The sequence below is a fragment of the Flavihumibacter fluminis genome (genome assembly GCF_021491375.1).
Classification (GTDB): domain Bacteria; phylum Bacteroidota; class Bacteroidia; order Chitinophagales; family Chitinophagaceae; genus Flavihumibacter; species Flavihumibacter fluminis.
Map to the genome: position 1 here is coordinate 123,348 of NZ_JAKEVY010000003.1, position 25,075 is coordinate 148,422.

The 25,075-nt window shown below is 46.1% G+C and carries 27 protein-coding genes; 14 read left to right on the forward strand and 13 right to left on the reverse strand.

All coding sequences use genetic code 11. From position 1 onward, the window contains the following. Positions 1 to 52: 52 nt before the first annotated feature. The 3 genes from L0U88_RS11725 to L0U88_RS11735 all read left to right on the forward strand — a co-directional run bounded on the left by L0U88_RS11725 (position 53) and on the right by L0U88_RS11735 (position 1,696). Positions 53 to 610 carry a Crp/Fnr family transcriptional regulator gene (locus L0U88_RS11725; RefSeq protein ID WP_234866252.1) on the forward strand — a complete coding sequence of 186 codons (558 nt, stop codon included), beginning with the start codon at positions 53 to 55 and terminating at the stop codon, positions 608 to 610. Between the two features lie 68 nt (positions 611 to 678). Beyond that, entirely contained in the window at positions 679 to 1,317 is a 639-nt protein-coding gene (locus tag L0U88_RS11730; protein WP_234866253.1) for a hypothetical protein, read from the forward strand. Positions 1,318 to 1,324: 7 nt separating this feature from the next. After that, positions 1,325 to 1,696 carry a VOC family protein gene (locus L0U88_RS11735; RefSeq protein WP_234866254.1) on the forward strand — a complete coding sequence of 124 codons (372 nt, stop codon included), beginning with the start codon at positions 1,325 to 1,327 and terminating at the stop codon, positions 1,694 to 1,696. Here L0U88_RS11735 and L0U88_RS11740 read toward each other — a convergent pair. Then, positions 1,686 to 2,147 carry a hypothetical protein gene (locus L0U88_RS11740; protein ID WP_234866255.1) on the reverse strand — a complete coding sequence of 154 codons (462 nt, stop codon included), beginning with the start codon at positions 2,145 to 2,147 and terminating at the stop codon, positions 1,686 to 1,688. The two genes, L0U88_RS11735 and L0U88_RS11740, sit on opposite strands and share 11 nt — an antisense overlap. A 99-nt stretch (positions 2,148 to 2,246) precedes the next feature. Here L0U88_RS11740 and paaZ point away from each other — a divergent pair, with 99 nt between their 5' ends. Then, the gene (paaZ, locus tag L0U88_RS11745; RefSeq protein ID WP_234866256.1) at positions 2,247 to 4,307 is read left to right on the forward strand and encodes a phenylacetic acid degradation bifunctional protein PaaZ; all 2,061 of its coding nucleotides are present in this window, start codon (positions 2,247 to 2,249) and stop codon (positions 4,305 to 4,307) included. A gap of 34 nt (positions 4,308 to 4,341) precedes the next feature. Further along, positions 4,342 to 5,124 (forward strand): enoyl-CoA hydratase/isomerase family protein, encoded by a 783-nt coding sequence (locus L0U88_RS11750; RefSeq protein ID WP_234866257.1) that lies wholly within the window; start codon positions 4,342 to 4,344, stop codon positions 5,122 to 5,124. A gap of 6 nt (positions 5,125 to 5,130) precedes the next feature. Here the strand turns inward: L0U88_RS11750 and L0U88_RS11755 are convergent, their stop codons facing one another. From L0U88_RS11755 to L0U88_RS11775, 5 genes are read right to left on the reverse strand one after another with little or no spacing between them, the layout of a single operon-like run. Next, positions 5,131 to 5,469, reverse strand: coding sequence for a hypothetical protein (locus L0U88_RS11755; protein ID WP_234866258.1), 339 nt, complete (start codon positions 5,467 to 5,469; stop codon positions 5,131 to 5,133). A 46-nt stretch (positions 5,470 to 5,515) separates the two neighbouring features. Next, the gene (locus tag L0U88_RS11760; RefSeq protein ID WP_234866259.1) at positions 5,516 to 6,307 is read right to left on the reverse strand and encodes a TIGR02757 family protein; all 792 of its coding nucleotides are present in this window, start codon (positions 6,305 to 6,307) and stop codon (positions 5,516 to 5,518) included. Beyond that, complete coding sequence (locus L0U88_RS11765; RefSeq protein ID WP_234866260.1) at positions 6,304 to 7,443, reverse strand: cystathionine gamma-synthase; 1,140 nt, start codon at positions 7,441 to 7,443, stop codon at positions 6,304 to 6,306. The genes L0U88_RS11760 and L0U88_RS11765 overlap by 4 nt, the downstream gene beginning before the upstream one ends. Before the next feature lie 14 nt (positions 7,444 to 7,457). Further along, the gene (asnB, locus tag L0U88_RS11770; RefSeq protein ID WP_234866261.1) at positions 7,458 to 9,317 is read right to left on the reverse strand and encodes an asparagine synthase (glutamine-hydrolyzing); all 1,860 of its coding nucleotides are present in this window, start codon (positions 9,315 to 9,317) and stop codon (positions 7,458 to 7,460) included. Between the two features lie 10 nt (positions 9,318 to 9,327). Further along, positions 9,328 to 9,855: a DUF2911 domain-containing protein gene (locus L0U88_RS11775; protein ID WP_234866262.1), complete on the reverse strand. Its 528-nt coding sequence runs from the start codon at positions 9,853 to 9,855 to the stop codon at positions 9,328 to 9,330. A 176-nt stretch (positions 9,856 to 10,031) separates the two neighbouring features. On the opposite strand from L0U88_RS11775, the gene L0U88_RS11780 reads away from it, so the two are divergent. Then, complete coding sequence (locus tag L0U88_RS11780) at positions 10,032 to 11,327, forward strand: acetyl-CoA hydrolase/transferase family protein (protein ID WP_234866263.1); 1,296 nt, start codon at positions 10,032 to 10,034, stop codon at positions 11,325 to 11,327. On the opposite strand, the gene L0U88_RS11785 is transcribed toward L0U88_RS11780, so the two are convergent. After that, a complete protein-coding gene (locus tag L0U88_RS11785) occupies positions 11,305 to 11,910 on the reverse strand; it encodes an acyl carrier protein phosphodiesterase (protein WP_234866264.1) in 606 nt (201 codons plus the stop codon). The genes L0U88_RS11780 and L0U88_RS11785 overlap by 23 nt on opposite strands. Before the next feature lie 275 nt (positions 11,911 to 12,185). Here L0U88_RS11785 and L0U88_RS11790 point away from each other — a divergent pair, with 275 nt between their 5' ends. The 3 genes from L0U88_RS11790 (at position 12,186) to L0U88_RS11800 (ending at position 14,214) form a co-directional block, all read left to right on the forward strand. Further along, the gene (locus tag L0U88_RS11790) at positions 12,186 to 12,632 is read left to right on the forward strand and encodes a hypothetical protein (RefSeq protein ID WP_234866265.1); all 447 of its coding nucleotides are present in this window, start codon (positions 12,186 to 12,188) and stop codon (positions 12,630 to 12,632) included. A 56-nt stretch (positions 12,633 to 12,688) separates the two neighbouring features. Further along, on the forward strand, positions 12,689 to 13,138 hold the full coding sequence (locus L0U88_RS11795) for a hypothetical protein (RefSeq protein ID WP_234866266.1): 450 nt from the start codon (positions 12,689 to 12,691) through the stop codon (positions 13,136 to 13,138). A gap of 101 nt (positions 13,139 to 13,239) precedes the next feature. Continuing rightward, on the forward strand, positions 13,240 to 14,214 hold the full coding sequence (locus tag L0U88_RS11800; protein WP_234866267.1) for a deoxyhypusine synthase family protein: 975 nt from the start codon (positions 13,240 to 13,242) through the stop codon (positions 14,212 to 14,214). Between the two features lie 113 nt (positions 14,215 to 14,327). Here L0U88_RS11800 and L0U88_RS11805 read toward each other — a convergent pair whose 3' ends face one another. Together L0U88_RS11805 and L0U88_RS11810 are read right to left on the reverse strand one after the other, a co-directional pair. Then, a complete protein-coding gene (locus L0U88_RS11805; protein WP_234866268.1) occupies positions 14,328 to 14,726 on the reverse strand; it encodes a hypothetical protein in 399 nt (132 codons plus the stop codon). Positions 14,727 to 14,816: 90 nt separating this feature from the next. Next, complete coding sequence (locus L0U88_RS11810) at positions 14,817 to 16,349, reverse strand: M28 family peptidase (protein ID WP_234866269.1); 1,533 nt, start codon at positions 16,347 to 16,349, stop codon at positions 14,817 to 14,819. Between the two features lie 34 nt (positions 16,350 to 16,383). Between L0U88_RS11810 and L0U88_RS11815 the strand changes: the two genes are divergently transcribed. From L0U88_RS11815 to L0U88_RS11825, 3 genes are all read left to right on the forward strand, one after another. Then, positions 16,384 to 16,584, forward strand: a complete 201-nt coding sequence (locus tag L0U88_RS11815; protein ID WP_234866270.1) for a hypothetical protein — start codon at positions 16,384 to 16,386, stop codon at positions 16,582 to 16,584. A 47-nt stretch (positions 16,585 to 16,631) separates the two neighbouring features. Continuing rightward, positions 16,632 to 16,847, forward strand: a complete 216-nt coding sequence (locus L0U88_RS11820; protein ID WP_234866271.1) for a hypothetical protein — start codon at positions 16,632 to 16,634, stop codon at positions 16,845 to 16,847. 105 nt (positions 16,848 to 16,952) lie between these two features. Further along, positions 16,953 to 17,234 (forward strand): hypothetical protein, encoded by a 282-nt coding sequence (locus L0U88_RS11825; RefSeq protein WP_234866272.1) that lies wholly within the window; start codon positions 16,953 to 16,955, stop codon positions 17,232 to 17,234. 343 nt (positions 17,235 to 17,577) lie between these two features. On the opposite strand, the gene rpiB is transcribed toward L0U88_RS11825, so the two are convergent. From rpiB to tatC, 3 genes are read right to left on the reverse strand one after another with little or no spacing between them, the layout of a single operon-like run. Further along, entirely contained in the window at positions 17,578 to 18,030 is a 453-nt protein-coding gene (rpiB, locus tag L0U88_RS11830; protein ID WP_234866273.1) for a ribose 5-phosphate isomerase B, read from the reverse strand. 16 nt (positions 18,031 to 18,046) lie between these two features. After that, positions 18,047 to 18,175: a hypothetical protein gene (locus L0U88_RS20915; RefSeq protein ID WP_255723088.1), complete on the reverse strand. Its 129-nt coding sequence runs from the start codon at positions 18,173 to 18,175 to the stop codon at positions 18,047 to 18,049. 3 nt (positions 18,176 to 18,178) lie between these two features. Next, on the reverse strand, positions 18,179 to 19,033 hold the full coding sequence (gene tatC, locus L0U88_RS11835) for a twin-arginine translocase subunit TatC (protein WP_234866274.1): 855 nt from the start codon (positions 19,031 to 19,033) through the stop codon (positions 18,179 to 18,181). Between the two features lie 125 nt (positions 19,034 to 19,158). Here tatC and L0U88_RS11840 point away from each other — a divergent pair, with 125 nt between their 5' ends. After that, positions 19,159 to 19,332, forward strand: a complete 174-nt coding sequence (locus L0U88_RS11840; protein WP_234866275.1) for a hypothetical protein — start codon at positions 19,159 to 19,161, stop codon at positions 19,330 to 19,332. Positions 19,333 to 19,512: 180 nt separating this feature from the next. Here the strand turns inward: L0U88_RS11840 and L0U88_RS11845 are convergent, their stop codons facing one another. Further along, positions 19,513 to 23,280, reverse strand: a complete 3,768-nt coding sequence (locus tag L0U88_RS11845; RefSeq protein ID WP_234866276.1) for a DEAD/DEAH box helicase — start codon at positions 23,278 to 23,280, stop codon at positions 19,513 to 19,515. 147 nt (positions 23,281 to 23,427) lie between these two features. On the opposite strand from L0U88_RS11845, the gene L0U88_RS11850 reads away from it, so the two are divergent. Then, positions 23,428 to 25,068 (forward strand): M20/M25/M40 family metallo-hydrolase, encoded by a 1,641-nt coding sequence (locus L0U88_RS11850; protein ID WP_234866277.1) that lies wholly within the window; start codon positions 23,428 to 23,430, stop codon positions 25,066 to 25,068. Positions 25,069 to 25,075 lie beyond the last annotated feature (7 nt).

The window sequence follows — 25,075 nt, forward strand, 5'->3', positions numbered from 1 at the left end:
ATTATAATTATATATCATATTTTAATCTCCATTTGCACTTACCTTCGGGAATATGTCAGCTATTTTACCAGGCGGATTTGGAAATTTCAGTCACTCAGAAATGGACCTGCTGCAATCCGTTTTATTGTCAAAAGAAATTACAAAGGGAGCCAGTTTGCTGAAACCTGGACAAATCTGCCAGTCGCTGTATTTTATCGGCTCAGGCTCTTTCATTCAGTTTAAAGAGAAGGATGAAATCGATCAGCAGGTAATTGACCTGCACGTGGAACAGGAATGGATGCTCAACCAGCAAAGTTTTGTAAGGCAACAACCTTCTGAAACCTTTATCCAGGCGTATACAGATAGCAGGGTGCATGAATTAACCATTGCTGCCTTGCATGAGCTGATCAGGCTGTCGCCGGTTTTCTTTCAACTGGCACGCTTACTCGATCCAACACCATCCCGAATAAAACTTTTTGATGATCAGTTGAGTCCGGCTGAAAAATACCAGTTTATACTGGAGCATCGGCCTGCCTTATTACAGGCATTCCCATTAAAAGTAATCGCCTCTTATCTGAAGATGACACCCGAGACCTTGAGTCGGGTTCGTGAAAAATTATCCAAAGCCTGAAGGTTCTTGATTTGAATCAAGTGACTGCCTGAAGTCAACCCGGTAGTTTTGGTTTCAAATCATACATCATGGCTCCTGCTTTCAGAAAATTATCAGGTTATTCATTGCTGATTGGCTCTTTATTGATGGTGCTTACGATGCTCCTGCATCCTTCCGGTGGAGATATAGAGCACATTTTGCAAATTTCCCGGGTCGCTATTATCTCACACTCACTAGGCATACTAAGCACCGTGTTTACAGCATATGGATTTTACGGACTGGCGAGCGCAATTATGACGCAGAGTAGAATTTCCTTTCTAGGATTAAGTTTTGCAGGATTTGCCCTTGTGGCAGTACTACTGGCTGCTTTATTAAACGGGCTTGTTCTCCCTATGTATGTTATGCAACAGTCAGGAATAGCCGAAGAAAACCTAGAGACGGTAAAACTCATTATCAATTATGGAATTACCATCAACGCCGCACTTGATTATGTTTTCATTACAGGTTATTCTATTGCCATGCTGATCTGGTCATTTGGTATGCTCCGTGCTGGGAAATTCTCTAACTGGCTGGGGATTTGGGGTATTACTTTAGTTGGAATATCTGTGGCAGCTGCTTTATTTCAGCTTAATTTTATCAGCGTAACAGGTTTTACTGTATATGTAATCGGTATTGTGAGCTGGATTGTTTCAGCAGCAATCATTTTACTTAAAAATCCACTTCAATAGTCAAAATATGACAGACAAAGTCCTTAGCATTCGCCCCTTTATTGGCGCCAAAAACTTTGAACGTTCCCGTGAATTTTACCGGGATCTTGGTTTTGAAGAAATGGTGCTGGAAAAAAATCTCTGCGTGTATAAACTGGGCAACCTGTCTTTTTACCTGCAGAATGCCTACGTGAAAGACTGGATAGACAACACCATGGTTTTTATGGAAGTAGCAGATGTGGAATCCTTCTACCAGGAACTCAGCCAGCTAAACCTGCCCTCCAAATATCCGGAAGTTCGCCTGGTACCCATCCGCTACAACCACTGGGGAGATGAATGTTTTCTCCACGACCCGTCAGGTATATTATGGCATTTCGGAACCTTCAAGACTACTTCTTAAACAGGGAGTCTGCAATGCGCAAACTTTCCAAAATAGCATTCTTCACTTTATCTACTTTTTCCTGCTCGGTTTTGAGATAGGTAAGGCGTACTTCTGTATTGTCACGGGCAGAGTCTACATTGAACTCTTCCATCCAGGTATTCATGCCGTATTCCGCATAATTCAGGTCTTCCTGTAAGTCCATCAGTGCCTGTTGCAGGTTTTCTTTTCCAGCACCGGATGTTTTGTTCAGACTATCCAGCGCTGCCTGGGCTAATTTCTGGGCTTCTTTGATCTTACCCATTTTCGCCATACCCACATCATGTCCCTCCATTACCAGTTTGAACAGGCTGTCTTCAGGAGTTTTGGCCACATCCGAAAAGCCATCTGTACGATGTCCTGCATGCTCATCTGCATTATTGCAGGCTGTTAACAACATAATACCGGCGGCCAAAAGGAGGGATGCTTTCATAATTTGTGGTTTTCAATAGTGCAAATATGCAAGGTTTTAGCATTTCATCCCAGCCTAATCCTTGCATTATGAACTATTTTGCATTTTCAAATGCTTGCTATGAATAAATTGGAAAACTTTGTTACCGGTAGATGGGTCACTGGCGATGGAGAAGGCCAGGCCCTGTTTAATGCTGTTACCGGTGAAACACTAGCCCATGCCAGTTCAAAAGGGCTCGACTTCAAAGCGATGACAGATTATGCCCGCACGGTCGGGAATCCTGCCCTACGCAAAATGACGTTTCACGAAAGAGGACGCATGCTTCGCGCGCTGGCACTGCACCTTCAGAAAGAATTACCCCGCTTTTATGAAATTTCTTACCAGACCGGCGCCACCAGGGCAGATAGCTGGATCGATATTGAAGGCGGGATTGGCAACCTGTTTTCTTATGCTTCCCTGCGAAGAAAGTTCCCCAACCAGCCTTATACCATGGATGGTGAAAGCCATAACCTGAGCAAGGCCTCCACTTTTATGGGTACCCACCTCCTGGTTCCGAAAGAAGGGGTGGCCATCCATATTAATGCATTCAATTTCCCGGTTTGGGGTATGCTCGAAAAAGTAGCTGTGAACTGGCTGGCTGGTATGCCTGCAATTGTAAAACCCGCCACCGTTACCTGTTTTCTGACAGAGGCAGTTGTGCGCTCTATTGTAGATTCCGGCATCCTGCCCCCCGGTGCCCTTCAACTAATCTGCGGTTCCGCAGGCGATCTGCTGGACCATGTCCAAAGCCAGGATGTGATCACATTTACCGGATCTGCCTCCACCGGTTTGAAACTCAAATCGCACCCGGTTATTCTGCGTGAATCAGTGCCTTTTAATATGGAAGCCGATTCCCTGAACTGTATCATCCTGGGTGAAGATGTGGAGCCCGGATCACCTGATTGGGATGTCTTTATTAAAGAGGTACGCAAGGAAATGACAGTGAAAGCGGGACAAAAATGTACTGCCATCCGTCGTGTTTTTGTACCTGAGAATAAGATGGAAGCAGTCTGGAAAGCAGTTGCTAACGCTCTCGAACAAACGACAATCGGCAATCCGAAAAATGAAAAAGTAAGGATGGGGGCGCTGGCCGGACAAACACAAAAATCTGAAGTGCTGGAACAGGTGAGCAAACTGCTGGCGGGTTCCCAGCTTGTATATGGCTCACTTGACAGTGTGCAGCTGATTGATGCAGATCCTGCCAAAGGGGCATTTATCAGTCCGCTTTTATTGGTGAATGATAAACCCTTCCAACAGTCAGCCTCACACGAAGTGGAAGCATTCGGCCCGGTTAGTACCATCATGCCTTATAAATCTGCTGATGAAGCCATTGTGTTATCAAGATTGGGTAAAGGATCGCTGGTGAGTTCTATTGTAACAAGTGATCCCAGCCTGGCCCGCGATTATGTATTGGGTGCAGGGCCCTGGCATGGCCGCATCCTGGTATTGAACCAGGCCTGCGCGAAAGAGTCAACCGGACATGGATCACCCCTGCCCTTATTGGTGCATGGCGGTCCGGGTCGTGCAGGAGGTGGAGAAGAGATGGGCGGTATCAGAGGAGTCAAACATTATATGCAGCGCCTGGCCATCCAGGGTAGCCCTGAAATGATTACCGCCATCACGCAGGTGTATCAACCAGGGGCAGGTGGCCGTGAAGACCGGATCCATCCTTTCCGGAAATACTTTGAGGAACTGCAGGTGGGAGATCAGCTGCTAACAGGAAAACGCACCATCACTGAAACCGATATCGTAAATTTTGCTAACTTAAGTTGGGATCATTTCTACGCCCATACCGATCATACTTCCCTTGAAGGAACCCTGTTCGAAAAACCGGTAGCCCATGGATACCTGATACTGAGTGCCGCAGCCGGACTCTTTGTAGACAGCAGTGCCAAAGGGCCCGTACTCCTGAATTATGGAATTGACGAATTGCGCTTTGTGAAGCCTGTGTATGCCGGTTCAACCATCCAGGTGCGCTTCACCTGCAAGGAAAAAATCGACCAGGAAAAAAAACTGGATACCGATTTGCCAAAAGGAATCGTTAAATGGTTGGTGGAAGTGATGGACGAGACAGGTGAGCAGGTTGCGATCGCCACCATTTTAACAATGGTACAGAAGCAAAAGGATGAACCAAGTAAATAAGCAAGCGTTTTAAAAAATAGTAAAATAGAAACCTATGATCCATGAAGTTCAAGGCGGCCACGTACAGGCCGAAATACATAAAGGCATAGCAACCATCGAATTCTTCCATCCCCAGGGAAATTCACTGCCGGGTAAATTATTGAATGAATTGGCAAAAGAAATTCATTCTGCAGGTCATAATAAAGAAGTGCGTGTGATTGTGTTGCGATCGGCAGGAGAGAAAGCGTTTTGTGGCGGAGCTTCTTTTGATGAATTAATGGCGATTACCACCCCGGAAGAAGGACAGGCATTCTTTAATGGATTTGCCCAGGTGATCAATGCCATGCGCAAGGTTCCGGTGCTGATCATCGGCCGGATTCATGGAAAATGTGTAGGTGGTGGAGTCGGTTTGGCAGCTGCCTGTGATTATGCCATCGCTGTGGAAGGGGCTGAAATAAAACTGAGCGAACTGGCAGTTGGAATCGGACCATTTGTTGTAGGACCAGCAGTTGAAAGAAAAATAGGAACTTCTGCATTTTCACAGTTGGCCATTGATGCCGCGATGTGGAGAAATGGTGACTGGGCCCGCAGAAAAGGTCTCTTCGCTGAACTGCATCCGAATCTGGATAGTATGGATGAATCCATCCTCCGGCTCTCAACTACCCTTGCTGCTTCTTCACCAGAAGCGATGCAGGAAATGAAAAAAATGTTCTGGAAAGGCACGGATCACTGGGACCAGCTCCTGACGGAGCGGGCTGCCATCAGCGGCCGCCTGGTGCTGAGTTCCTTTACCCGGACAGCCATTCAGAAATTCAAAGAAAAGGCAGTAAAAGCCTGATCTTTTTTACCATCGATCTTCTTCATTCTCCGGCGGCGGTTGTTGAAACTGCTGCCGGGTTTTTATTTTCTGGAGTTGTCGTTCGATGATCAGGTCGGCAATAATTAATGCTGCATCCTCTCCAACTTTTTCGCGAAGCAGGAATTTCAATTTGTTTTCACTGATATCCACGCGGTACAAGACCCGGATCAGCTCTGTAAGATTGTGTTGAATAAGGTCATTCACCCAAACGGCGAGAGCAGTCCGAAGTTCTGACCATCCATCGGTCTTGTGAACCAGCTCCTGCCTGGTAAGTTTTACCAGCTCCTGCTGCACTACAGAAATATCGTCTGATGAATTTTCCATTTAATTTACTCCGCCACGGCGGATGGCACCCGACCGGTGAGGAAAGTTAGAATTTTTCGATGACGCCCAGAGCAAAAAGAGCGTAGTCGTATTTGACTGGGTCAGTAGGATCAAGGCGACGCAGCCAGGCTGTGAGCTCAAGGGCTGCCTGCCAGTCGAGGGCCTCGCGCTGCAGCAGGCCAAATCGCCGGGCCACCCGGGCTACATGCAGATCAATCGGGATCACCAGCTGAGCAGGAGAAATACCTTTCCACAATCCAAAATCCACTCCTCCATCTGCCGGCCGAACCATCCAGCGCAGGTACATATTCAGGCGCTTGCAGGTGGAGCCGCGAAAAGGAGCTGCAATATGTTTTCGGGTGCGGGCAGGAATTTCAACCCCTTCCACCTTTTCCCAAACGCCTCCAAAAAAATAACTGTAAAACCCATTCAGGCTTCCTGTCATATCCTTATCGCGACTGCCCATGCCCGTTAGAAAGGCTGCTTCCAGTGAATCATGCCTGGAATAATGCTGCTTCAGAACCTCCACGAAATACAGCAGGTCGGTGGCAGTAAAGGTTCTGTGTTTGAAAGAAAGCAATCCGCGTAAATCATCTTCCCCATGGTTGAGTACAAACTCATACGGACGCATATCCATCCGTTGCATCAGCTCCCGGCTCTTGGCGATGATGGAAGTTCGATTTCCCCAGGCAAATACTGCCGCAAACAAACCGGCTATTTCAATATCCGGCCGGGCAGTAAATAAATGAGGAATACAAACCGGGTCTGCCTCAATAAACGAAGGCCGGTTGTATTCCTCTACTTTTCTATTCAGAAAGTCTATCAGATTTTTTTTCACCCAATCGCTCTTGCCAGGTCTTCAATCAGATCATCTGCATCTTCTACCCCCACGCTCAACCGGATCAATGAATCCGATAAACCATTTTTAATACGCTCTTCCCGAGGGATGGAGGCATGGGTCATGGAAGCCGGATGATTGATCAGCGACTCTACCCCACCGAGGCTCTCCGCCAGTGAAAACAAATGGGTGGATGACAATACTTTTTTCGCGACCTCTACTGAATTGTCTTTCAGTTCAAAACTCATCATACCACCAAACCCGCGCATCTGTTTTTTCGCCACCGCATATCCGGGATGATCTTCAAAACCACACCAGTACACTTTTCCCACCTTAGGATGATTGCGCAACCAATGTGCAATTTTCTCTCCATTTTCACAATGCCGCTGCATGCGAAGGTGCAGGGTCTTGATGCCGCGGAGCACAAGGAAACAATCCATCGGTCCGGGAACCGCGCCACAACTTTTCTGGATAAAATACAGCTGATCGTACAATCCCTTTTCATTCACTACCAGGGCACCCTGGATCACATCACTATGTCCTCCGAGGTATTTGGTGGAAGAATGCATCACGATATCCGCCCCATTATCCAAGGGGTTTTGTAAATAGGGAGAAGCAAAAGTGTTGTCCACACAGAGCAATGCTCCCCGGCTTTTCGCGAGATTTGAAATCGCCGCGATATCACCAATATTCATCAAAGGATTGGTAGGTGTTTCCAGCCAAATCAGCTTGGTAGCTGCACTCATGGCTGCTTCTACCGCCTCCAGCGAACCCATATCCACATACTTGAACTTAATCCCGAAGCGCTCAAATACTTTGGTAAAAAGGCGATAGGTACCTCCATACAAATCATTCCCCGTTACCACTTCATCTCCCGGAGCCAGTAGTTTCAAAACTGCATCGGTTGCTGCTACGCCACTTGAAAAAGCCAATCCATACTGACCATTTTCAATAGTAGCCAACGCTTCTTCCAGCGCTTTACGGGTCGGGTTTTGGGATCGCGCATATTCAAATCCCTTGTTCACACCCGGGGCCTCCTGCACATAGGTGGAGGTCATGTATACCGGGGTCATGATCGCACCGGTTGATGGATCCGGCTCCATGCCGGCATGAATAAATTTGGTACCAATTTTCATTGAGCAATAATTTTTTATGTAGCGAATAAAGTCCCGAGTACCAGTACCCTCCAATCGTAAACCTGATTGGTACCAGTGTCTCCAATGGGCCGGTCAAGATAGCGCTTTTGGAAGATTCCCCGATCAACCAGCAGTTCCCGGGCAGCAAAGATCTTTTGCTTCATACGCGCATCCTGCATCCAGCTTGCCTGGGGAGGTTCATAGCCGATTTTTCGTTTTTGCCAGGCGATGGAGGCGGGCAGTTGTTCTTTCATGGAATCGCGCAGCACCCACTTGGTATAACCATGCTGCATCTTTTGCCCGGAGGGAAGACCTGCCGCCAATTCCATTAAGTTGGGTTGCAGATAAGGCAGGCGGATTTCCCTCCCAAAGGCCATGCTGTTGCGATCCGCATAGCGTAGTAATTCAGGCAGCCGGCCCATGGTCAGATCAAAGTATAAAATATCCTGCAGGGATGTTACAAGTGGCTTATAAAGCTGCTCCTTGCGGAAACCTGCTTCCAGATAGTTGACATTTATATAAGGTATGCGTTCAACAGCATTAGCCTGTTTTTTAATCAGTTGCTCCTGCGCCACCTGTGGAAACCAGGCAGCAAAGCGATTTCTCCATCCCCAGCCTCCCGTCCAGCCATGTGCTGTAAAGGCTTTCAGTTCTTTTTTGAACTCAGATCGGGGCCCGGTTCTCCAAAGCTCCTGCAGGAACCAATGAATATAGGAGTCGTATCCACCCAGCAGTTCATCTGCGCCCTGGCCATCTAATAAAACAGTCACGCCTTCGCTGGCCGCCAATTCCATCACCTTAAACTGTACCAGTGCACTAGCCGATTCCACAGGCACTTCCTGGTGATAGAGCATGCGATCCAGGTTGCTTAAAAGATCTTCTACTGTTGGCGTACAGGTAACAGAGCGGATGCCTAACTGACTAGTGAATTCCATAATCAATCCGGATTCATCTTTCTCGAATCCTGGAAACAGGGCTGAAAAACCGGTCCAGTTTTCGGCACCCAATTCCTTCACCAGGCAGGCTATGGAAGAGCTGTCTACTCCTCCACTCAGGGAGGATCCTACTGGTACATCCGACCTTAATCGTTTCCGGATGGATTCCTTCAACAGGGCACGAAATTCATCGGTCGGGTGCCACCGGTCGGGTGCCACCGGTCGGGTGGAGTTAAGATCCCAGTACCGTTCAGATTCAAGTTGCCCCCATATCCCGTTACCAATTTTCAGCAGGGCCCGATGGGCCGGTGGTAGTTGAAAAATATCCTGGTAAAAGCTTTGTTCCGGATGAAGTGAGATACCTGTAACACCAGCACCTAAATAGAGTAATACCTGGTGTGGGTCTGGTTTTTTTGGTACGCCAACTGCCCATAGCGCTTTCATTTCAGAGGCGAAAAGAAACCGCCTTTCCTGCCAGGTAAAAAACAAGGGCTTTTCTCCCATCCGGTCGCGGGCCAGGAACAATTCAGCCTTTTCCGCATCCCAAATGGCGAAGGCAAACATGCCATCAAACTGTTCCACACAGGATACTCCATATTCCTGGTAGGCCGCCAGTATCACTTCTGTATCAGAGGCTGTCGCAAAGCGGTAACCGGTTGCCAGCAAGGATTCCCGCAACTCTTTAAAGTTGTAAATCTCTCCATTATAGATGATGGTAAACCGGTTGCCATACTGCATCGGCTGAGCAGCGGCTGGAGAAACATCAATTATTGATAAGCGTCTGTGGCCAAAATAAACCTGGTTGCTTTCATCTTTCCAAAAGCCTTCACCATCCGGACCACGATGTGCCAGGGCACCTGTCATTGCCTGAATCTCGCGGATCTGTTTGTCCGGCTCTGCAGAGCAAGTTGCTGTTATGATGCCGGCTATTCCACACATGATGTAAAAATCAGAAAAAGCTGATGGGTACGCGCACCATTTCGGTGTCCCATCCAATGAAAAGGCTCACATTGCCATTGGTTTTGTCAAAATACATACTGAAGCATTCCAAAGCATCGGTATTGTGCTGAACAGGAACTTCCATGCGAACCACATCTTTCTTCGGGTCATATAAAAAAGCACCCCAAACATCGGTATCCTTATTCAGGATGATGGTCCACTTATCTGTGGTTGGGATGGCATATAGCGTATAGCGGCCTTTTTTCACTCTCGCGGAACCAATCTTTGCATCGCGGTACAATTCAATTTCTGTGGCCTCATTGGCTCCCAATCGCCAGATACTTCCGTATTCCACCAGTTCTCCAAACACCTTTCTTCCATTTTTCTGAGGGCGACTATACGTTACTCTTGCCATCAGGGGTTCTTTAGCCTTTTCCTGGATTCGCAGAATCGGATAATTGACCGGATAATAACTGAAGTCCAGGGGAGATTTATCTACTGGTGGAAATTTGGATTGGGCATTGAGATGCAGCTGCATACAGCAAATGAATCCTAACAATATTCCTGTCTTGCGTACTTGAGCAATAGTAATCATGCAATTCTTCCTTTTCAGCTTCAAAAATAAGGATGCGATCCAACAATGTGAGTCGGTTTTTTATGACAAGAATCAGGAATCCCCCGGTTTTCGTCTTATATTTTTGCAAAAAAATTCGAATGCGACCTCCTATCCACTATGTATCTGCTGAAGAAGCCCTTTCGGTTGTGCAATCCGGTAATCGTGTATTTGTGCAGGGCAGTGCTCAAACCCCCTCGTACATGATGAAGAAACTGGCGGAGCAAAAGGACCGGCTGCAGGATGTAGAATTAGTCAATATTTCTGTTTACGGCGATATGGTAGTGGACAAGCCGGAATACCAGGGTCATTTTCATATCAATTCACTGTTTGTATCAGCCAGTATCCGCGAAGCAGTGCAGGCTGGTCGAGCTGATTATGTTCCTGTATTCCTAAGCGAAATTCCGGAGCTGTTCAAGCAGGGCATCCTTCCTATTGATGTTGCTATTGTGCATGTATCCGTGCCGGATGCGCATGGATATTGCTCATTGGGTGTTTCTGTGGACATCGCACGTTCAGCGGTTAATACTGCCCGTTATGTTATTGCCCAGGTGAATCCAAATGTACCACGTACCCATGGAGATGGCCTGATTCACGTGAATCGTTTCCACGCGATGGTATACCAGGAAGCACCTCTTCATGAAGCAAGATTCGGAGAAAAATCAGGTGAAGCAGAAAACAAGATCGGAGCGTATATAGCCGGAATGATTGAAGACCGCAGCACCTTACAAATGGGCATAGGTGCCATTCCGGATGCCGTATTGCGCTGCCTGGGAAATCATAAAGACCTGGGTGTGCATACTGAAATGTTCAGCGATGGTATCATTGACCTCGTGGAAAACGATATCATCAATAATAAATACAAAGCCATCCACCCGAATAAATCAGTGGTAGGGTTTGCGCTGGGAACAAAGCGTTTATACGACTACGTGAATGATAATCCGGCTTTTGCTTTCCTGGATATTGATTATGTAAACGAGAGTTCAGTTATCAGACGCAATCCCAAAATGGTAGCCATCAATAGTGCGGTAGAAATTGATTTAACCGGACAGGTATGCGCAGATAGTATCGGAACCTTTCAATATTCGGGTATAGGCGGACAAATGGATTTCATGAGAGGAGCAGCCTTGAGTCCGGGTGGAAAACCCATTATTGCACTGCCAGCACGTACCGCCAAAGGAATATCAAGAATAGTTCCTTTTCTTAAAACTGGAGCCGGGGTTGTAACTACGCGTGGCCATATTCACTATGTGGTAACTGAATATGGCATTGCTTATTTATATGGAAAGAATCTACGGCAGCGGGCGAAGGCATTGATTGATATTGCTCATCCGGATGATCGCGAACTGCTGGAGAAAGCAGCCCATGAGCGATTTAAGATATTTCCGGTCGAGTAAGCTGGCGCCGGTATTCATCACCCACATGCAGCAACAATTCGGGGAAAAAGCGTTGGAAGCAGGATTGCAGTAATTCATATTCCGCTTCAAAGGCTTCAAAGGCAGGCTGGAAGTTATCAAGATACTTCGCCCTGCGAACCAGTCCTTCCATGCTTCTTTCGATGCCCCATTTCTCTTTATAATTGAGCAACCAGTTCTGTTCTTTCATGTAAGGAAACATACGGCTGAACTGATCCGGGAAATGAACCGCTTGTCCTTCCAATTCACCGTACACCCACTGACTAAAATCATGCAGGCTGTTTCCTGGAAACACCAATTCATCAGTTGCGAGGAAATGATCGTAAACAACATCCACAAATGCGGATGCGTATAAGCCAACAGCAGGTTTAAAAACCTTTTTGGCGATTGCATTTACCGGATGGTCATCTGTAAACGTATCGATAGCTCTATGCAATTCGATCCCTCTGAGTATGGCAGAAGGGTATTCAAACTTCTTTTTACCTTTCACGAAATCGCTGATCAGGTTTCCTAACAGCAGCTCCGGCTGGCGAAAAGAAAGATAGGCATGTGCTAAAAAGTTCATTCTTAAATATAGGCAGTTTCCACTTCTCTAAATTAACCATGGGTTAACCTCGATTTACTTTTTATTTAACAAATTTTATCAACTGCCCGTCCAGCCTAGATTTCAGCGGTTTTTTCACTACCCGGAATAGCTAATCTTTTCAGGTACTTATCAAATATTTACTTCAAGTAACCACCAATCACTATTTGCTTGACACGGGTCTGTAACCTTTCTACTTTTACATCGTCAAACTAATCAGACAGACATTAATCATTAAACCTTTCAAATTTTATTGTATGAAAAAGTTCATCTTAATCGCCGCTACAGCTTTTGTTAGCATGGCCAGTTTCGCAAGTGTTGATCCTATTACAGGAAAAGTTCTGGAAGCATTCCGCACTGAGTTTGCTTCAGCAAAAAATGTTCAGTGGAAATCCCTGGATGATGCCGGATTGTATCAGGCAACCTTTTCTTTCCGCAACACTGAACTGAGTGCATTCTATGACGCAGAGGGATCCCTGGTAGCGACTGCACGTTACATTGATAAAGCAAGTTTACCTATTATGGTAGCAAAAGCTATCCAGGAAAAATATCCTGAGCATGTAATGAAGAATGTGATTGAGCACATTGCAAACGGAAGCACTACTTATCATGTAACCTTACATGGTGTGAAGTCAAGCATGATCGTATCTGCTTCACCTGCAGGAAATCTCAGTGTATTCAAAAAAATTAAAAACAAACTGTAACCTTTATTGACGTTCCGCGTCAAATAAGTATCACTCAAATATTTAAACCTTAAGCAATGAAAAAGTTCATGACTACTCTGGTAGTAGTAACACTCAGCCTCACCAGCCTCTTCGCAAACAACAGTAAGAATCGCAACAACGTTGACGAGCGTGTAGAGAAAAGTTTCAAAAAAGAATTCGCATCTGCACAACAGGAAAGCTGGAGCCGCGTAAACAACCTGAACAAAGTTCAGTTCACGATGAATGGCCAGGTATTATTTGCCTACCTCGATGATGAAGGCACCCTGGTTGGTGTATACCGTAACATTCTTTCTACGCAGCTTCCTATTTCCCTGATGACAGAAATTAAAGAAGAGTATTCCAACTACTGGATCTCTACCCTTTTCGAAGTAGCCAATGAAGGTGTAACAACCTATTATATTACCCTGGAAAATGCAGACCATCAACTGGTTCTCAAAAGCGAGAACAGTGCCAGTTGGACAACATTCTCCAAAACAAGAAAGTAAACAGGACGGTTTTTTCTCTGAGGTTTTGTTGGAAAGTCAGCCCCACCCCATAAGGTGGGGTTTTTTATTTTACCTTTGGCCTCGAATAAATTTTAGAAAACATGAGTAAAGGTCCCGTTTCTCAATTCATCCAGCATCATTACCGGCATTTTAATGCAGCAGCCCTGGTGGATGCTGCCAAAGGTTATGAACAGCATTTGCTGGATGGAGGAAAAATGATGATTACCCTGGCGGGGGCGATGAGTACCGCAGAGCTGGGTGTTTCACTGGCTGAAATGATCCGCCAGGATAAAGTGCACATCATCTCCTGTACCGGTGCCAACCTGGAAGAAGATATTATGAACCTGGTTGCACACAGTCACTATAGAAGAATTCCCAATTACCGCGATCTGACTCCGCAGCAGGAATGGGATTTGCTGGAGCAGGGATTAAACCGTGTAACTGATACCTGCATTCCGGAGGAAGAAGCTTTCCGTAAGATCCAGCATCATATTGCCAAACTCTGGAAAGATGCCGATGCCGCCGGTGAACGCTATTTCCCGCACGAATACATGTATAAACTCCTGAACAGCGGAGTAATGAAGGACGATTATGAGATTGATCCCAAAGACAGCTGGATGATCGCTGCCGCGGAGAAAAATCTGCCCATTATTGTAGGTGGCTGGGAAGATTCCACTATGGGTAACATCTTCGCTTCCTATGTGATTAAAAATGAGGTGAAGGCTTCCACCATGAAAAGTGGAATTGAATACATGGTATGGCTGGCCGACTGGTATCGTCACAATTCAGGAGGAAAGGGTGTAGGCTTTTTCCAGTTGGGTGGTGGTATTGCAGGTGATTTCCCCATCTGTGTAGTGCCTATGATGTACCAGGACCTGGAATGGCATGATGTTCCTTTCTGGAGCTATTTCTGCCAGGTGAGTGATTCCACCACCTCTTATGGATCCTATTCCGGTGCAGTTCCCAATGAAAAAATTACCTGGGGTAAACTGGGTATCGACACGCCTAAATTCATAGTAGAAAGTGATGCTACGATAGTAGCGCCGCTGATATTTGCGTATATATTAGGAATGTGAGACGTCAGACGTGAGAAGTGAGACGAAGAAACCTCCTTCTCACATCTCACTTTTGACATCTCACGTCTGACGTCTCACCTAAAAAAAACCGCTCGCAATTGCGAGCGGTTTTTTTAATTCTTTCTGTCTCTCCGGTTTTCCCGGCGATCGCGGCGGTTTTCTTTACGATCCCGCACATCTTCCTTGCGGTCTCTTACATCTTCCCGACGGTCGCGGACATCTTCTTTCTTATCGCGGCGGTCTTCCAGTTTGTCAAGGGCGCCTCCATCATGACGGGCATCTCTGACATCCTCCCGCTTATCGCGTACATCTTCTCTTTTATCACGTCGGTCTTCTCTGCGATCACGGCGATTTTCTTTACGATCTGCAACATCTTCCCGGCGGTCCACAACATCTTCAGCACGATCCAGTTTTTTGCGGGTCGACTGAGCCGCAGCATCATTGGAAATTCCGGCAAACAGGGCTACCGCAGCAGCTAATACAATTGTTTTAAAGGTGGTTTTAGTGTTCATGGCGAATGTTTTCTAAGGTGGTTATTATACTATTTACGTATATATTGACTGCCTATTGTTCGCCAGGTTTAAAATCCACCAAAAAAATTTTTACCGGGTCATGGTTGGAATCTCCAGGTCGCGTTTCATCATCTGCTCGCGATTGGCCATTTCCCAGGCAGTATAAAATACCAGCTGTGCCCTTTTCTTCAGCAGGGTATAATTGATCTTGTCGGGGGTATCGGTTGGTTTGTGATAATCCGCCTGTAACATACCATCGTAATAGAAAATAACAGGAACACCTTTGCGGGCAAAATTGTAATGGTCGCTGCGGAAATAAATCCGGTTGCGGTCATTGGGGTCATTGAACTTGTAATCCAGCACCATTTTGCTGTATTTTTTATTCATTCCCTCGCTCAGTGGTTTCAATTCGGTACTTAGTTTGTCATCACCCACCACATACACATAATTCAGGGTGTCAGCAGTTTTCCGCTCGGTATCCACGCGTCCGATCATGTCAATATTCAGGTTCGCGGTAGTTTTTTCCAACGGTACGGCTGGATGATCACCATACCAGGCAGAACCCCAAAGTCCTTTTTCCTCACCACTAACTGCCATGAACAGGATGCTTCTGCGCGGACCGTGACCAGCTGCTTTTGCTTTCGCGAAGGCCTCTGCCATTTCTACGATACCCACTGTTCCGGAACCATCATCATCTGCACCATAGTAAATGACATTGCCTCTTTTACCAAGGTGATCATAGTGCGCGGTAACAACCAGCCATTCATCTTTTTTATCGCTGCCCTCTACATACCCCAGCACATTGGTGCTTTCCAGAAACTGTACTTTCTTGCTCATCTGGAGCATCAGGTTAGCCTTGTAAACTTTGGCGGGAGATGCAGTATTTTTTGCGTTGGCGGTAATGCCGGACCAATCGCTACCGATCAGTTGTTCAGCAACTTTGGAGGAAACATTATAGAGTGCTGCATTTTGCTCGGCTGCATACAGGTTCACATACATATTGGCCGGGGCAGCACCCACTTTACGTGGAAAATCATTGGAAACGATCAATACTGCAGCAGCTCCTTTTTCAACGGCTTTCTGGTATTTTCCAAACATACCCGAGGGGGCCATCATGCCTTTCTGTTCTGATTTATAATCAGCAGGAGCTCCGTCGAGGATCAATACTGCCTTGCCTTTAACATTCAGTCCATTGTAGTCATCGCGACTTCCATCCACCAGTCCGTGACCAGCAAACACAAACTCAGAGAAATAATAATCTCCGTTTCTGGTCATGCGAGGGTTGGGTTGAAAATCCTGGTAAAGGCTGAAATCCTGCCCATTTACTTTCATGGCGGCGCCAATCAGGGAGTCTTTATAAACGGGGAAACTCATCTGGTAGGAACCATTGTTTCCAGGCAGGAGCCCCAGTTTTTTAAACTGCTCTTCCAGGTAGGCGGCAGCTTTCCGCTGACCTTCAGTAGCAGTTTCACGGCCTTCCATTTCTGGTCCGGCAATGATGTACAAATGTGTTTTCAGATCCTCTTCCGTAATGGTAGCCGCATATTTCTGCGGGTTGGCTTTTTTCTGTGCGAAGCCAATCGTCGCCGGGAACAATCCCAGTACTAATAAGATTTTTCTCATTTCTTAAAACTGTTGAGGGGGCAATATAGGGAGAATGGAAGAGGGAACAAAGGAGAATGGAGAAAGGAGACAAAGGAGACGGGAGGCAGGGAAGAAGGAACTCCGGAGGAAAGGAAGAACAGAACCTGAAAACAAAGGAGACGGGAGACAAAGGAGAAGGGAGACAAAGGAGAAGGGAGGCAGGGAAGAGGAAACAGGGGGCAAGAAAGGAAAGAATAGCAAACCAGGTAAATGAGAAACTGAACTCCAGAAAGGGAAGCAGGCAGGGAAGAAAAAGATTGGATGAAAGTCAGAAATGGGAATGATAATGGGAATGGAATTCACAATAATGAACCGATTCTTTGGCAGATTGAGCCAATTAGCAGTAAAAATGAGCCAATTATTGCCTTTTTGAGCCAAATTTTAAAGAAAATGAGCCAATTATCAGATAGGATGAGCCAAACCAAAAAATTACAAAAATTTATAAATCAATTAGTTATGAATATTTTTGAACAATAATAATGCGCTGATCCTCTTTGATCCTCCCTAATCCTTCGCCATCCTTTGTTATCCTACGTTTATCCTTCAGCCCCGGTCTAACCCAGATTCGTCCCAGATTCGAAGATGAAACACCTGAAGGGAGACAAAGGAACAGGAGACAAAGGAAACGGGAGACAAAGGAGGAGGGAGGCAGATAAGCGGGAACACCGTAGGAAAGGAGGCATGGAAGAAGAAACAATGGAGACGGGAGACGGAACATGGAAGAGGAAGAGGGAGGCAAAGGAGAATGGAGGAGGGAGGAGAGGAAGAGGAAGAGGATTCTTCTCACGTCTCACGTCTGACGTTTCACCTTTCTTTCACCTTTCACCTTTCACTTTTCACCATAAAAAAGTCCCGCTGGACTAGCGGGACAAGTTCTTTGAGACGATACATCAACTGGTGATTGTTTTCACTGGTATCGGATTGGACGGTTTGCTTAAAAGACTGGACTTGCTTTTTTCAATGGATAGATTTCAGGTTTTCAAGGTTTGGGTTCGATTCTTCAAAGGGTTGGATTAGGATACTACGTGTTCAGGGCGGGGCTTCAATAGGGATTGGTTGGTTTAGAGCTTAGGGGCTAACCCCGTTTGCTGATGTAAAGATGCACCCGGATTTTCGCGTTGGAAAATCATTTCGCCCCATATGCAAAAACCGTCGATAAACAGGCGTTTATGACGGTTTTTTGGAAAATCAGGAACCTGCAGATCGACTAGCTGCAGGCAATTTTATTCACCCGGTTGCCATGACGGCCTCCTTCAAAAGCAGTGGTGTAAAAGGTTTCAATCATCTGGATTGCATAGGCAAGGGCCACAAAACGTGCAGGCAGACAGATGATGTTCGCATCATTGTGTCGGCGAACCAGCTTCGCCACTTCATTATCCCAACAGAGCCCGGCTCTAACCTGCTGGTGTTTATTTGCCGTGATAGCAACCCCATTGGCAGAACCACAAATCAATACCCCAAAAGCAGCTTTTCCTTCCTCCACAAAAGAGGCAGTAGGGTGTGCGAAATCAGGATAGTCAACAGAATTCGGGGTGGTTGTGCCAAAATCCTTCACTGTAAAGCCCTGGCTTTCCAGATATGTTTTGATCGCTTCTTTGTATTCATAGCCGGCATGATCACATCCAATCGCAACCGGTAAAGATTTATCAAAAACTGTCATATACGTTCAGTTTAAATTATTCGCGAATCCTCCCTTCCTCCCTTCTCCTTTCTTCCTTTCCTCCGGTCTTCTTTCTTCCCCGCCTCACGTCTCCTTTGTCCCCTTTGTCTCCCTTGGCTCCTGTTCCCTTTGTCTCCTGGTCCATGCCTCAACTCCACTCATCCGTAGGCTTCACCAAAAACTCATCCTTCTTATTTACCCGCGCCGCAATACTGATGCTTATTTCATATAAAAACCACAAAGGCACTGTTACAATCAATTGGCTCAATACGTCTGGTGGTGTAATGACCGCTGCAAGAATCAGAATTACCACTACAGCGAATTTACGATAGGTTCTAAGAAACTGTGCCGTAACAAGGCCAATCTTCGCCAGAAAATACACAGCCAGAGGCAATTGAAATAACACGCCTGCACCCACTACCAATGAAACAATATTATCAATGTAATCCGCTACCGTAAAGGTATTGGCGATCATCGGGCTCAGGGTATAGGATGCAAAAAAGTTTACTGTGTATGGTGCAATCAGGTAATAGCCAAAGGCAACACCGGTGAAAAACAGCAGGGAAACCCAGAAGATCATACCGCCTGTTTTTTTAATCTCCTTTTCAGTCAAGGCAGGCCGGATAAATTTCCAGAACTCCCAGAATACGTAGGGAAAAGCAATAATAAATCCACCTACAAAAGCAATGGTAAAACTCATCATGAACTGGCTGCTCATCTGGGTACTGATCAGTTTAAGATTGATCTCGTCCATACACATAGCATCCCCCATTCCAACCCAGTGACTGAATTTGCAAAGCACACGATAGGTAATGAAATCCTTATTGGCTGGCCCCATCACTACTTTTCCAAAGAAAAAATCCATTTTGACAAAAACAACAACTGCACCGATTAGGATAGCCATCAAAGCCCGCATGATATGCCACCGGAGTGCTTCCAGGTGGTCAATGAACGACATCTCAGCACCTGTTTCAGACCTTCTCTTAAAGATTGATTTTGCCATAAGTTTATAAGGAGCCCGCTAAATTAAGGAATCAAAGCCTGCATATTACATGAATCCGAGTTACATGCAATAAATTCGGAACATATTCGTTTTTTTGTGATAAATCACCCAAAACCAATTGACCTATGGATAGAAAAGCCATGTACTACAGTACACACGCCATTAAGATCAACAAGGACAGTTATCGCCACAATCTGCAGATTTTACATTTTTTCCGATACCTGGTTTGTGTTTTATTGAAAGGTGAATCACCCATCGAACACCGCCCGGGATATGCCCGCAGATCGCGCCGGTTCTGAATTTTTTACTAACCCATCCCCCATATTCGAAGCAAAGCTCCGCGGAAAGCGGGGCTTTTTTTGTGAGACGTCAGACGTCAGATGTGAGAAAAAAAACCGAATTCCTCGTCTCACGTCTGACATCTCACATCTCACATCTGACGTCTCACATCTGACGTCTCACCTTTCACATTTCACTTCCTATGAGAACAGATACTCCACATCCTCCCTTGTCAGATTCTTCACGAATCCTTCATCATCGGCGATGAGATCACGCGCCAGTACTCTTTTCCGCTCCTGCAATTGCAGGATCTTATCCTCAATGGTATCCTTACAGATCATGCGATAGGCAAATATGTTCTTGGTCTGACCAATCCGGTGCGTCCGGTCAATGGCCTGTTGCTCCACAGCCGGATTCCACCAGGGATCGACAATATATACGTAATCCGCAGCCGTCAGGTTCAGACCCACACCACCTGCTTTTAAAGAAATCAGGAAAATCCGGCATTTGTCGTCGTTCTGGAAACGCTGGATGGCTTTCTCCCTATCAATAGCAGAGGTACTTCCATCAAAATATTCATAATCCACATCCAATTCCTTCAGTTTCTGCCGGATCAATGCAAGCATTCCCAGGAACTGAGAGAAGACCAGTGCCTTGTGGTTACTGATGTTTTCCGTGATCTCGCGACCCAGTTCTTCCAGCTTGATAGAATGATTCTCAAATTTCTCCTGCTCATTCAAAATTGCCGGCGAATCACAGATCTGACGGAGTTTCATCAATCCCTGCAGGATGGTCAGCTGCGATTTCTGCATACCCTGCGACTCAATCGTACCCAGGATCTTATCGCGGAAATCATTCCGGTACGCATCATAAATCCGCCTTTGTTCATCTTCCATTTCACACCAGAGTATGGTTTCGGTTTTTTCCGGAAGATCTTTGGCTACCTGCTCCTTGGTTCTGCGCAGGATAAAAGGAAAAAGAATTTTGCGCAGGTGGTCTTTCCGGTCCTGCTCCCCAAACTTATCAATCGGGATAGCAAACTCCTGGCGGAAAAATTCCATGCTGCCCAGCATGCCCGGATTCAGGAAGTTCATCTGGGCATATATATCAAATGTATTATTCTGCAAGGGAGTACCGCTCATGCACAACCGATGACGGGCCCTCAACAGAGAGGCTGCTTTTGTCACCTTGCTGGATGGGTTCTTGATTGCCTGGGATTCATCCAGTACTACCGCATCAAACTCCATGTCTACCAGCATTTTGATATCGCTGCGCAGAGTGCCATAGGTAGTGATGATCACATTCTTGTTTTCCAGCAAGGCCTTGTTCCGCGTACGCTCTCCGCCATGATGAATGTGATAGGTCAGCGTTGGAGTGAATTTTTTGATCTCGTTTTCCCAGTTGAACATCAGGGTAGTCGGACAAACAACCAGTGCTTTCAGACGGTGATGCGTATCGCGGTAATGTTGTAAAAAACTCAGGGCCTGGATGGTTTTACCCAAACCCATATCATCCGCCAGGATGCCACCCCAGTTCACTTCACTCAGGTAATTCAACCATTGGAAACCAAATGCCTGGTAGGGGCGTAGAATTGGTTCCAGGTGCGCAGGCGGATCCACTTCGCGGATGCTTTTGAACCCACGCAGGCGATCGTATTTTTCTTCCAACTGTACAAACAGTTCCTCCTCATTCCGCTCATTGTATAATTCGTCGATCACACTCATGTGGTATTTCGACAACCGCAGGTTCTGGGCCTTGCCTTCCCCTATTCTGAACAGGAGTGAATAGCGCTTGATCCATTCTTCAGGAAGAATACCCAATGAACCATCATCCAGTTGTACAAATTGCTGCTTGTTGGCGAGTGCACGCTTTACTTCCGCCACCGTCACTTTCTGATCGCCAAATAATATATCCACTTTCGCATCAAACCAATCGGTATTGCTGCTGATCTGAATCCGGGTCTGTGGCTTGGCGGTATTGAACCGGAAATTCTTTAATGCTTCAAATCCATACACCGGAATTTTCATCTCATTCATGGCATCCACGAAGAGGAAGAACCAGTTGTTGCGCAACACATCGGCGCCTTTGAGTACCAGGTTCTGGGAGCCATCCGGACGAATAAAATTGGAGTGAAGCGCTTCGAGCTTGGAAAGAAACTGCTGCTCCACTTCCTTGTTACGATGTACGATCATCACCTTATCGCCATCCGGCACCACGATTTCATCCTTATCTCCGGGCTTGGTTTCATACCCCTTATAACTGAAAATAGGCTGGAACACCAGGTACTCTCCCTTCTCCTGCAGCATCAGGCGACGCTCAGGATCTCCATCTTTATAGGAAGAAATCAGGGAAGGATCAAACTCGACATGGTATTGTTTGGCCAGTGGCAGCACCATCTGTTTCAATTGCACGGGCCATACGGATTTGGCAATCGTGATGGTTCCTTTCGGCATGAAGGTCTCCACCACATTTACATCCTCTTCACTGCGCCAGGTGTAAATATGATCGTTGTGAAGGAACAACAGGTTGCTGTTGATTTTATTATCCGTGAGTTTTAATTCCGCTCCATTGATCTTTACCCAGCAACTCAGTTCATACTGACGGTTTTTCAACTGAACCTTGAAATAGGGCACCAACGGCTCGGTAACAATCCCGATTGATAACAGGCTTTCCGTTTTGAAGGTTTTGCCGGAAGGCAGGAGGTAAACAAAGGGGCTATCTGCAACATCGTTCACCAGCTTTCGCAACTTGGGCTGCAGGTACTCCACCACCAGGTGTTTGGTTTCTGCAGGCAATTCTTCACTTTCGTGATGAATGATATTTTCCCAGATACCGCTAAAGGGTGAGTTTCGGTTAAGGTACTTCGTTAGTTCGGATTCCTGCATTCTGCGCAGTGCCGGAATCAAGGGGCGATCTGCTTCCGGATACAATTCCAGGTTTACATATTTGGAAAGATCCAGTTTCTCAACTTTTCCAAGGAAACGCTGCTGTGATTCTTCAGTTTCTCCCTGTATGGCATCAACACTGAAACCAGGATAGGCTTTCTGGTGCAGGTTGATAACTACTCCAATCCGCATGGCAGCGCCTGGTTCAACCTCTTCTGTTTCAATAGCTGATACTTCAGCTGCCGGCACCACCTGTTCCTGTGGTTTGGGGCGAAGCCCTGTCTGCAAAGGATTGATCCGCTTAATGGAAATATCCAGTACACGTAAGAAAGGTTTGCCTTCTTTATAGGCGAATTCGAATTTGCCCTTCAAATCATCATTCAGACTGTAGCCGTAGGCTTCGAGCAGTTTATTTTTTTCTTTATCCCAGTTGCGTATGGAGTCGAAGTAATTGGGACCATAGGCATTCAGCAACTGAAGGAAAACAATCACTTTGGGAAGGCAAAGAGGATGTTTGGTATCTACATAATCACAACTGGTATCAAAATTCCGCTCTTCATTTTTGCGGATTACAACTTTGTAGGTAGTGCCATCCAGGTCCACGGTAGCTTTCACCACTTCATCTGCTGCTGATTCAATATTGGCCTTATTGGTTCGCAGGTATTGTTCAGCAGCGGTGTAGGTTTCCGGGCCACTCAGGAGTTTGATCGTTTTCAGATCAATATTTTTCATCTTGATGACCGTATGCCGCTGGTCGTATTCTACTTCTTCAGCCTGAAGCAGGTTTTTATCGAGCAGTTCCTGCAATTGAATCAGGGCGGCTGCTTCGTGCCTGCAGATATCGCCCAGGTTATAAGGACAACTGCATCGTACGGAAAGTGCTTTCGGATCAGCAAATTTTTGAACATATACTTTATAGAAAGTACTGTAGCTATCATCTTTTACGCGAAATGTAACGGAACCCAGCAATTCATCATATTCAACAAGCTCCACATATCCGATGGCATGAATCTTTTTTCCTCTGCGGATCACTTCATCAGTACCATTCGTATAAACATATTTGATAAGGTGCGGTAAAGCCATTCATCGTTTTTTAAGTTACCTGCTTGCGAACAGGCCAATCTGCAAAAGTAACGGAAACTAGATCAGATATCCATATTAAATATTCCCTTTTACGGCACGGTATTCGCACTGGCATAGATAACTTTGTGCATTAAAGACTGAATTGATATGAACTGGTTTCCCCGAATGCTGCTGACTGCAGGCCTGATCAGCACCCTTCCTGCCTTTAGCCAACGACTGAAAAAAGCCGAAAAAGTAGTGGTGGCTCAATTGAAAGAGCATGTGTATTTCCTGGCAGATGACCGCCTGGAGGGTAGAAGAGCTGGCTCAAAAGGAGAACAACTCGCGGCTGATTATATCAAAAAACAGTTCACCAGCATCGGGCTTACACCCAAGGGAAGCCAGGGGAATTGGTTCCAGGAGTTTCCCATTTATGACGGCAAGGATTACAGCCAGGCTTCCTACCTGTTTATCAATGGCAATGAAATCAACAAAAAGAATTATTTCCCTCATCCGCTTTCTCCGGAGCGAATGCTGGAAGCAATGCCTTCCATCGCACTGAAAGAAGCCGGAGTTCCCTGGTTTCTGGATTTTGGAGCTGAACTGGAAGCCAATAAATCAAATCCCCACTTCGACCGGGAAGCAGCCCTGCTGGCAAAAGTCAAACAGGCTGCAGGAAACGGGGCTACCGCGCTCATTGTTTACAATGATCCGGAAATGAAATATCAGCCTAAACAACGTGGCGATGAGTTGCCCATCCCTGTATTCTTCCTGAATAAAACAGAGTCTGACAAATTCCTTCACGATGAAACCGATATGCTGGAAATCAAACTCAAAACCGGTTTCACCAAACTGGAGCGAACAGGCCGCAACGTAGTTGGATTTATGGATAATGGGGCTGCGCATACCGTGGTAATCGGGGCTCACTTTGATCACCTCGGTTATGGAGAAGATGGCAATTCGATGCTTCGCCAGGAAAACCCCGGCCTGCACAATGGAGCTGATGATAATGCCAGTGGCACCGCTGCCCTGATTGAACTGGCCCGGATGCTGAAAAAAGAAAAGAAAAATTCGTTCAATTACCTGTTCATTGCGTTTTCCGCTGAAGAGCTGGGCTTGTTTGGATCGAAGTATTTTACAGAGAATGCCACTATTCCGCTTACCAGCATCAATTATATGGTGAATATGGATATGGTAGGCCGCCTGAATGACAGCAGTAAAACGCTGACAGTTGGCGGATACGGAACTTCTCCAACCTGGGGAAATACTTTCACCTCGATTAGTGATAACCGTTACCTGAACATTAAATTCGACAGCAGCGGAACCGGTCCCAGTGATCATTCATCCTTTTACAGAAAGGATATTCCGGTTCTGTTTTTCTTTACAGGATTACACACCGACTACCATAAACCTTCTGATGATGCGGATAAAATCAACTATACGGGTCAGCTAAGAATCATTCAACTGATCCGCAATCTGATTCAGGCTACCGGGGATCAACCCAAGCTCGCGTTTACGAAAACAAGAGAGCAGCAGATGGGCACTTCAACAAGATTTACTGTTAGCCTTGGTATCATGCCTGATTATGCCTTCAGCGGAAATGGTGTTAAGGTGGATGGTGTAACCGATGGCCGGCCGGCACAGAAAGCAGGTATCAAAGCTGGCGATATCATCACCAAATTGGGAGATATCACGATTGCCTCTATGGAACAGTATATGAAAGCGCTGGGAAGTTTCAAGAAAGGAGATAAAACAACAATAATCTACCAACGAGACTCAACAGAATATTCAGCATCTGTAGAATTTTAATACATTA